This window comes from Pseudomonas sp. PAMC 26793 (assembly GCF_000313235.1).
Classification (GTDB): Bacteria; Pseudomonadota; Gammaproteobacteria; order Pseudomonadales; family Pseudomonadaceae; genus Aquipseudomonas; species Aquipseudomonas yamanorum.
The window spans coordinates 361,187-373,006 of record NZ_AMXG01000023.1; the positions used below are offsets into that span (position 1 = coordinate 361,187).

Sequence of the window (11,820 nt, forward strand, 5' to 3'; positions counted from 1 at the left end):
ATCACTCGCCGATGGCAGCCTTGTAGCCGGCAGCGTCCAGCAGCTTGTCCAGCTCAGCCGGGTTGCTTGGCTTGAGCTTGAAGATCCAGGCGCCGTAAGGGTCGGAGTTCAACAGCTCCGGCTCGCCGCTCAAGGCGTCGTTCACCGCGATCACTTCGCCAGCAATTGGCGAGTAGATATCCGAAGCGGCCTTTACCGACTCAACCACACCCGCCTGCTGAGTCGCTTCAAAGACGTTGCCGACTTCAGTCAACTCGACAAACACCACATCTCCCAATGCTTCCTGGGCATGGTCCGAGATCCCGACGGTCACGGTGCCGTCAGCTTCCAGACGGGCCCATTCGTGACTTTCGGCAAAACGCAGGTCGGCAGGGATATCGCTCATAGTCTGTGTCCTCAAGAAAAAATGTCAGCGGCCATTGGCCCGCCGGAAACGTTAAATCAATGTTTTGCCATGACGCACGAAGGTCGGTTTGACCACCCGAACCGGGTACCACTTGCCGCGGATTTCCACCTCGGCCCGGTCAGCAGTCGCCGACGGCACACGCGCCAGGGCAATGGATTTGCTTAGCGTAGGAGAGAAACTACCACTGGTGATCTCTCCTTCGCCAACATTGGCGATACGAACCACCTGATGAGCGCGTAAAACCCCGCGCTCTTCCAGTACCAGGCCGACCAGCTTGGACTTCACACCGGCAGCCTTTTCGGCCTCCAGGGCGGCGCGGCCGATGAAATCGCGCTCGGCCGGTTCCCAGGCGATGCTCCAGGCCATGTTGGCTGCCAGGGGCGAAACGTCCTGATGAATATCCTGACCGTAGAGGTTCATACCGGCCTCAAGGCGCAGCGTGTCACGGGCGCCGAGGCCGATGGGTGAAATACCTGCGCCCACCAGATCGTTGAAAAACGCCGGGGCCTGGTTGGCCGGCAGGACAATTTCCAGGCCGTCTTCGCCGGTGTAACCGGTGCGCGCAATAAACCAGTCGCCGTCGGCCAGGCCTTCAAAGGGCTTGAGCTGGTGAATCAAGGTGGCGCGTGATTGGGTGACCAGCTCGGCGATCTTCTGCCGGGCATGGGGGCCCTGAATAGCGAGCATGGCCAATTCTGGCCGCTCGTGGATCTGGGCCTGAAAGCTGCCGAGCCGAGCCTGCATCCAGGCCATGTCCTGGTCACGGGTGGCGGCGTTGACCACCAGCCGGTAACCGCTCTCGGTGCGGTACACGATCATGTCGTCCACCACGCCGCCCTGCTCGTTGAGCATGGCGCTGTACAACGCACGGCCGCAGCTGTGCAATCGGTCAACATCATTGGCCAGCAAATGCTGGAGCCATTCCTTGGCCTGGGGGCCTGTGATATCGATCACGGTCATATGGGATACATCAAACACCCCGCAGTCGCGTCGCACCTGATGGTGCTCCTCAACCTGTGAGCCGTAGTGCAAAGGCATATCCCAACCGCCAAAATCGACCATTTTCGCGCCAAGGGCGAGATGCAGGTCATACAGAGGCGTGCGCTGTCCCATGGGTTTCTCCTTCCGGGCGTGGCGAAGGTGCGGACGGTCGCCGTACGGGCCGCACGCCTTGAAATACAAGGCCTGTAGCCGCGTTCAGCAACCCGATCTGAAAGATCGACCGCACCGAATGCCGCGCATTGTAGCCTCAAGCCGTAGGACTGGCACCTAACCGATTCGTCTCGCCGAACGTCGGATCAACCCGATGACCGGTAACAGGCCCACCAACACCAGGGTCAAGGCCGGCAGCGAAGCCCGCGCCCACTCCCCTTCGCTGGTCATCTCGAAAATCCGCACCGCCAGCGTGTCCCAGCCGAACGGGCGCATCAGCAGGGTCGCCGGCATTTCCTTGAGCACATCGACAAACACCAGCAGCGCCGCGCTCAGGGTGCCCGGCAGCAAAAGCGGCAGATACACTTTGCAAAACAGTCGCGGCCCGCTGACGCCCAGGCTGCGGGCGGCTTCCGGCAAGGACGGCCGGATTCGCGCCAGGCTGTTTTCCAGCGGCCCGTAGGCCACCGCAATGAAGCGCACCAGATACGCCAGCAGCAAGGCCGACAAACTGCCCAGTAACAGCGGTTTGCCGGCGCCCCCCAGCCAGCCTGATACCGGGATCACCAGTTCCCGATCCAGGTAGCTGAACGCCAACATGATCGACACCGCCAGCACCGAGCCCGGCAGCGCGTAACCCACGTTGGCCAGGCTGATGCCGGAGCGGATGGCCCGGGTGGGCGCCAAACGATGGGCGAACGCCAGCACCAGGGCCACGCAGACGGTGATCAGGGCCGCCATGCCACCCAGGTAGAGGGTATGGACGATCAAGCCGGCGTAGCGCTCGTCGAGATCGAAACGACCACGCTGCCAAAACCAGGCCACCAGTTGCAGCATCGGAATCACAAACGCGCAGGCAAACACCAATCCGCACCAACCGCTAGCCGCCGCTGCCTTGAACCCTCGCAGGTGGTACAGCGCCTTGCCGCGAGGCCGCTCGTTGCTGGGTCGGCTGGCGCCTCGGGCACGGCGCTCGCCGTACAGCACCAGCATCACCACCAGGAGCAACAGGCTGGCCAGTTGCGCCGCACTGGAGAGGCTGAAAAAGCCATACCAGGTCTTGTAGATGGCGGTGGTGAAGGTGTCGAAGTTGAACACCGAGACGGCGCCGAAATCCGCCAGGGTTTCCATCAGCGCCAGGGCCACGCCCGCACCGATAGCGGGGCGCGCCATGGGCAAGGCCACACGCCAGAACGCTTGCCACGGCGACTGCCCCAATACCCGCGCCGCCTCCATCAGGCCCTTGCCTTGGGCGAGAAACGCGGTGCGCGCCAGCAGGTAAACGTAGGGGTAGAACACCAGCACCAGCACGATGATCACGCCGCTGGTGGACCGTACGCGAGGCAGGCGCAGCCCCATGCCGAACCAGTCACGCAGCAGGGTTTGCACCGGACCGGAGAAGTCCAGCAAGCCAACGAAGACGAACGCGAGCACATAGGCGGGAATTGCGAAAGGCAGCATCAACGCCCAGTCCAGCCAGCGCCGGCCGGGAAATTCGCAGAGGCTGGTCAGCCAGGCCAGGCTGACACCCAGCAGCGTAACGCCCACACCGACGCCCAGCACCAGGGTCAAGGTGTTGCCCAGCAGGCGTGGCATCTGGGTTTCCCACAGGTGGGACCAGATTTGGTGGTCGATGGTCTGCCACGACAGCAACAGCACGCTCAGCGGCAGCAGCACCAGGGCGGCGACGGTGAAGACCGGCAGGTACCAGCGGCGTTGGGCGGGATGGGCCAAAAGTTGATTCTCAGAGAATGAATAGCTTGAAGCCACCGCTAACCAATGTGGGAGCGAGCTTGTGTGGGAGCGGGCTTGCTCGCGAAAGCGGCGTGTCAGTCAACGCATAGGTGACTGATACACCATCTTCGCGAGCAAGCCCGCTCCCACACACGCCCGCTCCCACATTCAGATCGGCGGCGCCCTACAAATTGTATCTAGTTCCAGCCAGCCCGATCCATCAAGCGAATAGCCTCAGCCTGACGCTTGCCCGCCACTTCCACCGGCAATGTATCGGCCACAAACTTGCCCCAGGTCGCCACTTCCGCCGACGGCGGCACCGCCGGGTTGGCCGGGAACTCCTGGTTCACATCCGCAAAGATTTTCTGCGCTTCCGGCGTGGTCATCCATTCAACCAGCGCCTTGGCCGCTTCCGGGTGCGGGGCGTGCTTGGTCAAGCCGATGCCCGACAGGTTGACGTGCACCCCACGGTCGCCCTGGTTCGGCCAGAACAGCTTCACCGCCAGGTCCGGCTTCTGCTTGTGCAGGCGGCCGTAGTAGTAGGTGTTGACGATACCGACGTCGCACTGCCCGGCGTTGATCGCTTCCAGCACGGCGATGTCATCGGAGAACACGTCGGTGGACAGGTTGTTGACCCAGCCCTTGACGATTTCTTCGGTCTTGGCCGCGCCGTGGGTTTCGATCAGGGTGGCGGTCAGCGACTGGTTGTAGACCTTCTTCGCAGTGCGCAGGCACAGGCGGCCTTCCCATTGCTTGTCAGCCAGGGCTTCGTAGGTGGTCAGGTCGCCCGGCTTCACGCGATCGGTGGAATAGGCGATGGTCCGCGCACGCAGGCTCAACCCGGTCCAGGCATGGGCCGAAGAACGGTATTGAAGGGGAATATTCTTGTCGATCACCGCAGAGGTGAACGGTTGCAGGATGCCCATCTGCTCGGCCTGCCAGAGGTTGCCGGCATCGACGGTGAGCAGCAGGTCGGCGGTGGCGTTTTCACCTTCGGCCTTGATGCGCTGCATCAGCGGCGCTTCCTTGTCGGTGATGAACTTCACCTGCACGCCGGTCTTCTTGGTGTAGGCGTCGAACACCGGTTTGATCAGTTCGTCGATGCGCGAGGAGTAGACCACGACTTCGTCGGCCGCCTGCACGGTGGTGGTGCCGATCAGAGTGAGTGCCAGGGCAGTCAGGAGGCGCTTGGGTGCCAACATGGGTGCGGTCTCTCATTTGCGAAAAGAGGGCAAATGATAAGGACTCACATTTAGTAACGCTCGACGGAGCCGTTACCAAATGTTGCGCAGCCCCTCAGGCCTTGGCCAACTCCGGCAAATCCCCGGACAAGCCCAAGGCCTGACGCACAAACAACGCCTTGGCTTCCGGCATCTGCTCAACCACCTTCAGCCCGGCATTGCGCAGCCAACGCAACGGCAGTTGATCGGCCTGGAACAGGCGCTCAAAGCCCTCCATCGCCGCCATCAGCGCCAGGTTGTGCGGCATGCGCCGGCGCTCGTAACGGCTGAGCACCTTCGCATCCGCCAGGCGCTCGCCACGCTCGTTGGCCGCCAGCAGTACTTCGGCCAGCACCGCCGCATCGAGGAAGCCCAGGTTCACGCCCTGCCCCGCCAGGGGATGAATGACGTGGGCTGCGTCGCCAATCAATGCCAGGCCTTCTGCCACGTAACGTTTGGCATGGCGCTGACGCAGCGGCACGCACACCCGTGGATCAGCGCTTAACACCGTGCCCAGGCGCCCTTCGAAGGCGAGTTCCAGTTCACGGCAGAAGCTTTCATCGTCCAGCGCCATCAAGCGCTCGGACTCACTCGGGGTGGTCGACCAGACGATCGAACACCAGTCTTCCTGCCCGTCCCGCACCAGCGGCAGGAACGCCAGCGGCCCGTTGTCGGTAAAACGCTGCCAGGCCGTGCGCTGATGGGACTGACTGCTGCGCACACTGGTGACGATGGCGTTGTGCAAATAATCCCACTCACGGGTGGCGGTGCCGGTCAGGCGGCGCACGGCCGAGTTGGCACCGTCCGCCGCGATCACCAGCGGCGCGCGCAAGGTGCGGCCATCAGCCAGGGTCAGCAGCCAGTCATCGCCGGAGCGGCGCATCTGCTCCAGGCGTGCATTGGCCAGCAGGCCGAGGTCGCAGTCGTGCAGGCGATCGAGCAAGGCGTCCTGAACCACACGGTTTTCGACGATATGCCCAAGCACCTCGGCATGCACACTGGCTGCCGAGAAGTGGATCTGCCCGGTGCCGCTGCCGTCCCATACCTGCATCTCGCCGTAAGGGCTGGCACGCCGCTCGACAATGCCGTCCCACACGCCAAGACGTTCGAGGATGCGCTGGCTGGCGGCCGACAAGGCGCTGACCCGCGGCTCGAACGCAGCATGAGGGTCGAACGGTTTGACGCTCAGCGGGCTGCCGTCCAGCAGCAGCACCTGCAGGCCACTGCCCTGCAACGCCAGCGCCAGGGCGCTTCCGACCATTCCGGCCCCGACAATCAGCACATCTGCGTGCATGTCCATGCTTTAAGCCTGTCTCGTTTGCGGCTTGCGCCGCACGTAAAGGGTTTTGTCGACCCGCGCCACCAGGGTGCCGGAGCCGTCATGAATCTGCACCTGGAGCTGCGGCAAGTATTTCTCGCCGCCGGCGGTGTGCTGGCGAATCTCGTCCAGCAACGCCTGGTCGATGGAAAATTCGGCAAACACCGGGCCTTTGCCCGGCGAGATGAAATCAATGGCCGCCGCCTTGTCCCAGACAATGTAGTCGCCCCCCAGGTTCTCCATCAGCATCAGCATGTAGAACGGGTCGACCATCGAATACAGGCTGCCGCCAAACTGCGTACCGACGTAATTACGGTTGTACCAGCCCAGGCCCATGCGCACCTTGACCTCGCGAAAATCGCTGCCGATGTGCAACACCCGAACCCCGGCCCCGAGGTACGGCGGGTACAGGGTCATGATCCAGCGCAACAGCCGCGCCTTGCCCAGGCGTTGGGTCAGCCACTCACGCATCGGGACGAGTGCCCAGGCCCATGGCCTGACGCGCGAACCAGCGCTTGGCCGGCGGCAGCAGGTCCAGACCCAACAACCCCATGTTGCGGCCCAGCGCTACCAACGGTTGCGCACTGCCAAACAGACGGGTGACTTGGTCGGAGAAGCCGACGGTGAGTTTCTGGTCCATGCGCTGACGCTCGCGGTACGCCTGCAGTGTCGCCAGGTCGCCCGGGATCGCAGGCCCGGCCAGCAGCGCCTCGGCCAACGCGTAGGCATCCCGCAGGGACAGGTTGAACCCCTGACCGGCAATCGGGTGCAGGCTGTGGGCAGCATTACCGAGCACCGCCAGATGGGAGCGCACTTGTTCTTCCGCCTCCACGAGGGTCAACGGGTACAAGTGACGCGCACCGACCTGCTTGAGGGTGCCCAGGCGGTAGCCGAACACGCCCTGCAACTCACTGAGGAAGCTGCGCTCGTCCAGCTCGGCCAGGCGCTTGGCGTCCATGCCAGTGCGGGTCCAGACCAGCGCGCAACGGTTGTCCGGCAACGGCAGCAAGGCCATCGGCCCTTCGTCGGTGAACCGCTCGAACGCCTCGCCGTTGTGGGCTTCGCTTGGGGTGATGTTGGCGATCAGCGCGCTCTGGTTGTACGGCCGCTTTTTAACGCCGATGCCCAGTTGTTCGCGCAAGCCGGAGCGGCCGCCATCGGCCAGCACCGCGAGGTCGCACTCCAGCACGGTTTCGTCATTGAGGGTCAGGCGATAGCCATCGGCAAGCGGCTCCATGCGGGTGACTTCCGCCGGGCAACGCCAGCTGACGACTTCCTTGTCCAGGCCTTGCCACAGGCATTGGCCCAGCCAGGCGTTTTCCACCACGTAGCCGAGGGCGGGCACGCCTTCTTCCATCGCCGACAGACGCGCAGTGGAGAAGCGGCCACGGTCCGACACATGAATCTGCTTGATCGGCTCGGCGCGACGGGAAATGTCCTGCCAGACACCCAACCGTTGATAAATCTGCCGCGCGCCAAAGGACAGCGCTGAAGAACGCGCGTCATAGCTCGGCTGGTAACTGTCGCCAGGCGCAAACGGCTCGATCAGCACGATCTTCCAGCCACGGGCCTTGGCGCCGGCCTGCAACGCCAACGCGAGGCTGGCGCCCACCAGGCCGCCGCCGATAATCGCCAGATTGACCCGGCTCATCGGGCACCCGCCATCAGCGCTTCGATCTCGGCGACGGACTTGGGCACGCCACCGGTCAGAATTTCACAGCCTTGCTTGGTCACCACTACGTCGTCCTCGATGCGTACGCCAATGCCACGCCATTTCTTCGCCACGTTCTGGTTGTCCGGAGACACGTAAATCCCCGGCTCCACGGTCAGCGCCATGCCGACTTCCAGCACCCGCCACTCGCCGCCTACCTTGTATTCGCCCACATCGTGTACATCCATCCCCAGCCAGTGGCCGGCGCGGTGCATGTAGAAGGCTTTATAGGCTTCGCTGGCAATCAACTCGTCGACGTCACCCTGCAACAATCCCAGCTTCACCAGCCCGGCAGTGATCACTTGCACCGTCGCCTCGTGGGCCTGGTTCCAATGCTTGTTCGGGGCGATTTCGGCAAATGCAGCTTCCTGGGAAGCCAGCACGATTTCGTAAATCGCCTTTTGCTCAGCCGAAAACTTGCCACTCACCGGCCAGGTACGGGTGATGTCGCTGGCGTAGCAGTCGATCTCGCAACCGGCATCGATAAGCACCAGGTCGCCGTCCTTGAGCACCGCGTCATTCTGCTGGTAATGCAGGATGCAGCTGTTGCGCCCCGAGGCGACGATGGAACCATAGGCCGGCATCTTCGCCCCGCCTTTGCGAAACTCGTAGTCGAGCTCCGCCTCAAGGCTGAACTCATACAAACCGGCGCGGCTGGCCTGCATTGCCCGCACATGGGCCGCGCAGGAAATCCGTGCCGCCTCGCGCATCACCTTCACTTCTGCCGCCGATTTATACAGGCGCATGTCGTGAAGCAGATGATCCAGGGCAACAAATTCATTCGGCGGCTGGGCGCCGAGGTGCGCTTTAGAGCGGATCACGTTGATCCACTCCATCAGGTGCCGGTCGAATTCGGCATTGCTGCCCATGGCCGAATACACCCGGTCGCGGCCTTCGATCAGGCCGGGCAGGATGTCGTCGATATCGGTAATCGGGAAGGCATCATCGGCGCCAAAATCGCGGATCGCGCCTTCGGTGCCCGCTCGCAGGCCGTCCCACAGTTCGCGCTCGGCATTGCGTTCGCGGCAGAACAGCACGTACTCGCCGTGCTGGCGGCCGGGCATCAGCACAATGACCGCTTCCGGTTCGGGGAAGCCGCTCAGGTACTGGAAGTCGCTGTCCTGGCGGTAGACGTGCTCGACGTCACGGTTGCGGATGGCCACCGCAGCCGCCGGCAGGATGGCGATGCTGTTGGGTTCCATCTGCGCCATGAGCGCCTTGCGGCGCCGGGTGTATTCCGCTTTGGGGATATGGATCATGGGCAGATGGGCTTCCTTTCTTAGTGCAGCGACGGCTTGGGTGCAGCGGGCTCAGCCGACTTACGGGTCTCGGTGAACAGCAGCAGCGGCGCGACGCGCAGGTATTCCATGACTTCCATGTAGTCGCTTTCACCGTCTTCGGACTCTTCCAGGGCATCTTGCACCTGGGAGATGGCGGCCAGGTCTTGCAGCACTTCCTGGGCATCGGTGCTCAGGTCCAGGCCGCCGGCGTTCACGCCGAACCCGTGGAGGAAGCCTTGGCACCATTGGCCCAGCGCGGCGGCGCGCTCGGTGAGCGGCGCGTCATCGGTCGGCAGCAGCAACACGACGGTGACGTCATCACCGGTCAGCTCGCCTTTGACCATCTCTTGCAAGCCGATGAGGGCGTTGCGCACGTTCTCGGTGGGCTCGGTTTCCAGCAGCTCGGCGACGTCGGCCAGCCAGTTGTCGGCATCAAAGCCGACACCGGTGCAACTGCGACCCAGCAGCACGCCGTGCAACTCGGCAGGCGAGCAAGGATGACCGCTGGAGCTCAGCAGTTTGGAAAAAGCTTCGTACGGGGAATTCTGAATGGGCATGGTGAGCTAGGCGCCAGGCGGCGCAATGTCTAGAATGAAGCGCTGTATCCTAGCATCGGCAGACGTACCAAGACTATCGAGGGCGTCAGATCGTTTATCCAGCAGTTGCCATTCATCAGACAAATCCAGTGGAACCCAATGGAAGACACCGACCTGCAAGCGCTGATGGCCAGACTCGAGCTGCTAATTAACCGGGTCGAGCAACTTAAGAGCCAAAACGGACTCCTATTAGCTCATGAAAAGACCTGGCGCGAGGAACGCGCTCACCTCATTGAAAAAAACGAAATCGCCCGGCGTAAGGTCGAATCGATGATTTCGCGCCTGAAGGCCCTGGAGCAAGACTCATGAGTTCAAGCAATAGCGTCACCGTGCAGATTCTCGACAAAGAATATTCGATCATCTGCCCACAGGAAGAACGCAGCAACCTGGTGAGCGCTGCCCGCTACCTGGACGGCAAGATGCGTGAAATCCGCAGCAGCGGTAAAGTCATCGGCGCCGATCGCATCGCGGTGATGGCCGCCCTGAACATTACTCACGATTTGCTGCATAAGCAGGAACGGCCTGATGTGCAGGCCAGCGGCTCGACGCGCGAGCAGGTGCGCGACCTGCTGGAGCGGGTCGATCTGGTACTTTCTACCGATCCAGAGCCACCCAAGGGCTGATTGCAGCGTCGGTTTCGGGTATACTCGCCCCACTCCCTGGCGTGCTTGCCAGTCGGCGATGTCCCTGAGCCGATTCGCACTACCCTGGAAGTTACACGTTGGGCTGGTGTGCATGTCCGCTAGACGGAAAGCCTTAAAGCCTACTGTTTCTTCCACCTTGAACTTTCGGGTTCAAGGGCTAAGTCGACAGCGGTTCTGTCGGGGAGCCTGATTCCCAAATCCAATGCCAGTCCTAGGACTGGCATTGTTTTATGAGCCGAAAACCATGACCGAACCTGCGCCGCTTTCCCGCCCGCAACTTCGACGCATGCTGCGCAAAGCCCGCCGCGCCCTAACGCCCAGCGAGCAACGCCAGGCCGCCCTGGGCCTGTATCGGCAACTGGCACAGCACCCGCTGTTTCGCCGGGCCAAACACATCTCCTTGTATCTACCGACGGACGGTGAAATCGATCCGCGCCTGCTGCTGCGCGCTGCACAGCGCCGGGGCAAGGCGACGTACCTGCCGGTGCTCAGCGCGTGGCCGCGAACCAAGATGGTGTTCCAGCGAGTGCGGCCCGGCGAAAAGCTGAGGCCCAACCGTTTTCGCATCCTCGAGCCACAGGTAAATGCCAGCCGGCAGCGCAAGGTCTGGGCGCTGGACCTGGTACTGCTGCCGCTGGTGGGATTCGATGACGTGGGCGGACGGCTGGGCATGGGCGGCGGTTTCTATGACCGCAGCCTGGCCTACATGGCCCGCCGGAAATCCTGGCGCAAGCCGACGCTATTGGGCCTGGCCCATGAATGCCAGAAGGTCGAACGTTTGGCGCAGGCAAGCTGGGATGTACCGCTTGAGGGCACAGTCACCGATAAGGATTGGTATATAGCAGAGACGCTACTGGAATCAGCAGCGCCTTGAAGACGGGTCAGCGCTTGAACGGTTGCGGCTGTTGCTGTGCGAGTTCAATCGGTGCGTCAGTCTTGTTCGACCACAAGCTCTGCGCATAGCCGGTGGTCACGACACCAAGGCCAAACAAAATAACCAATATCCATAGTAAATCCGGTTTGCGTTTCATCGATTGCCCCCCTTCAGGCATCTTGCACACGATGACAGCAACGTTCCATAAGTAGTCCGTGCCAGCTGCGTCAAGCTCAAAACCCCGGCATTCTGCGTTAACGTGAACCAACACGCAAACCTTGACGCCAACCGACCGTCGGTTTGTCATAAAATTGCCGGACAACTTTCCCAATCGACTTTTGAGGAGCGAAAACATGGCCTATTGGCTGATGAAATCCGAGCCCGATGAACTGTCCATCAAGGGCCTGGAAAAGCTCGGCGAAGCCCGTTGGGACGGGGTGCGCAACTATCAAGCGCGTAACTTCCTGCGCGCGATGGCAGTGGGTGACCAGTTCTTCTTTTATCACTCCAGCTGCCCGGAGCCGGGGATTGCCGGCATCGGTAAAATCGTCGAGGCGGCGTACCCGGACCCGACCGCACTGGAGCCTGAGAGCCATTACTTTGACGCCAAGGCCAGCCCTGAAAAAAACCCGTGGAGCGCGATCAACGTCGCCCACGTCGAGACCTTCCCGAAGGTCCTGGGGCTGGGCTATCTGAAACAGCAAACCGCCCTCGCCGAACTGCCCTTGGTGCAAAAAGGCAGCCGCCTTTCGGTGATGCCGGTCACCGCCGAGCAGTGGGCCGCCGTACTCGGCCTGCGCTGAACAGCAGAACCCTGCGGTCACGCCCATGGCGCATGCATCTGTGCGCCAACCGGGTTAGGCTGGCGCTTCATTTGACCCGCAT

General features: G+C 62.3%; 14 protein-coding genes and 1 other RNA gene. 5 read left to right on the forward strand and 10 right to left on the reverse strand.

Going from position 1 to position 11,820, the window contains the following annotated elements; translation table 11 throughout:
- Position 1: 1 nt before the first annotated feature.
- The 9 genes from gcvH to D109_RS0109080 form a co-directional block, all read right to left on the reverse strand.
- On the reverse strand, positions 2 to 385 hold the full coding sequence (gene gcvH / locus D109_RS0109040; protein ID WP_017476603.1) for a glycine cleavage system protein GcvH: 384 nt from the start codon (positions 383 to 385) through the stop codon (positions 2 to 4).
- Positions 386 to 436: 51 nt separating this feature from the next.
- Positions 437 to 1,519 carry a glycine cleavage system aminomethyltransferase GcvT gene (gene gcvT, locus D109_RS0109045; protein ID WP_017476604.1) on the reverse strand — a complete coding sequence of 361 codons (1,083 nt, stop codon included), beginning with the start codon at positions 1,517 to 1,519 and terminating at the stop codon, positions 437 to 439.
- A gap of 156 nt (positions 1,520 to 1,675) precedes the next feature.
- On the reverse strand, positions 1,676 to 3,292 hold the full coding sequence (locus D109_RS0109050) for an iron ABC transporter permease (RefSeq protein ID WP_017476605.1): 1,617 nt from the start codon (positions 3,290 to 3,292) through the stop codon (positions 1,676 to 1,678).
- A gap of 197 nt (positions 3,293 to 3,489) precedes the next feature.
- The gene (locus D109_RS0109055) at positions 3,490 to 4,494 is read right to left on the reverse strand and encodes an extracellular solute-binding protein (protein WP_017476606.1); all 1,005 of its coding nucleotides are present in this window, start codon (positions 4,492 to 4,494) and stop codon (positions 3,490 to 3,492) included.
- 94 nt (positions 4,495 to 4,588) lie between these two features.
- Complete coding sequence (locus tag D109_RS0109060) at positions 4,589 to 5,806, reverse strand: 2-octaprenyl-3-methyl-6-methoxy-1,4-benzoquinol hydroxylase (RefSeq protein WP_177325509.1); 1,218 nt, start codon at positions 5,804 to 5,806, stop codon at positions 4,589 to 4,591.
- A 9-nt stretch (positions 5,807 to 5,815) separates the two neighbouring features.
- Complete coding sequence (locus D109_RS0109065) at positions 5,816 to 6,301, reverse strand: DUF4442 domain-containing protein (RefSeq protein ID WP_017476608.1); 486 nt, start codon at positions 6,299 to 6,301, stop codon at positions 5,816 to 5,818.
- The gene (ubiH, locus tag D109_RS0109070) at positions 6,294 to 7,481 is read right to left on the reverse strand and encodes a 2-octaprenyl-6-methoxyphenyl hydroxylase (RefSeq protein ID WP_017476609.1); all 1,188 of its coding nucleotides are present in this window, start codon (positions 7,479 to 7,481) and stop codon (positions 6,294 to 6,296) included. Before ubiH ends, D109_RS0109065 begins: the two co-directional genes overlap by 8 nt.
- On the reverse strand, positions 7,478 to 8,800 hold the full coding sequence (pepP, locus tag D109_RS0109075; RefSeq protein ID WP_017476610.1) for a Xaa-Pro aminopeptidase: 1,323 nt from the start codon (positions 8,798 to 8,800) through the stop codon (positions 7,478 to 7,480). Before pepP ends, ubiH begins: the two co-directional genes overlap by 4 nt.
- Before the next feature lie 20 nt (positions 8,801 to 8,820).
- The gene (locus tag D109_RS0109080) at positions 8,821 to 9,378 is read right to left on the reverse strand and encodes a YecA family protein (protein WP_017476611.1); all 558 of its coding nucleotides are present in this window, start codon (positions 9,376 to 9,378) and stop codon (positions 8,821 to 8,823) included.
- Positions 9,379 to 9,516: 138 nt separating this feature from the next.
- Here D109_RS0109080 and D109_RS0109085 point away from each other — a divergent pair, with 138 nt between their 5' ends.
- The 4 genes from D109_RS0109085 (at position 9,517) to D109_RS0109095 (ending at position 10,935) form a co-directional block, all read left to right on the forward strand.
- Entirely contained in the window at positions 9,517 to 9,726 is a 210-nt protein-coding gene (locus D109_RS0109085) for a TIGR02449 family protein (RefSeq protein ID WP_017476612.1), read from the forward strand.
- Complete coding sequence (locus D109_RS0109090; protein ID WP_003213956.1) at positions 9,723 to 10,040, forward strand: cell division protein ZapA; 318 nt, start codon at positions 9,723 to 9,725, stop codon at positions 10,038 to 10,040. Before D109_RS0109085 ends, D109_RS0109090 begins: the two co-directional genes overlap by 4 nt.
- 30 nt (positions 10,041 to 10,070) lie before the next feature.
- Positions 10,071 to 10,249, forward strand: a non-coding RNA gene (ssrS, locus tag D109_RS1000000132680) — 6S RNA.
- Between the two features lie 56 nt (positions 10,250 to 10,305).
- Positions 10,306 to 10,935: a 5-formyltetrahydrofolate cyclo-ligase gene (locus D109_RS0109095; RefSeq protein WP_017476613.1), complete on the forward strand. Its 630-nt coding sequence runs from the start codon at positions 10,306 to 10,308 to the stop codon at positions 10,933 to 10,935.
- A 7-nt stretch (positions 10,936 to 10,942) separates the two neighbouring features.
- Here the strand turns inward: D109_RS0109095 and D109_RS1000000134550 are convergent, their stop codons facing one another.
- On the reverse strand, positions 10,943 to 11,092 hold the full coding sequence (locus tag D109_RS1000000134550; RefSeq protein ID WP_003213959.1) for a hypothetical protein: 150 nt from the start codon (positions 11,090 to 11,092) through the stop codon (positions 10,943 to 10,945).
- A 196-nt stretch (positions 11,093 to 11,288) separates the two neighbouring features.
- Between D109_RS1000000134550 and D109_RS0109105 the strand changes: the two genes are divergently transcribed.
- A complete protein-coding gene (locus D109_RS0109105; protein ID WP_017476615.1) occupies positions 11,289 to 11,738 on the forward strand; it encodes an EVE domain-containing protein in 450 nt (149 codons plus the stop codon).
- The last annotated feature ends 82 nt before the right edge of the window (positions 11,739 to 11,820 follow it).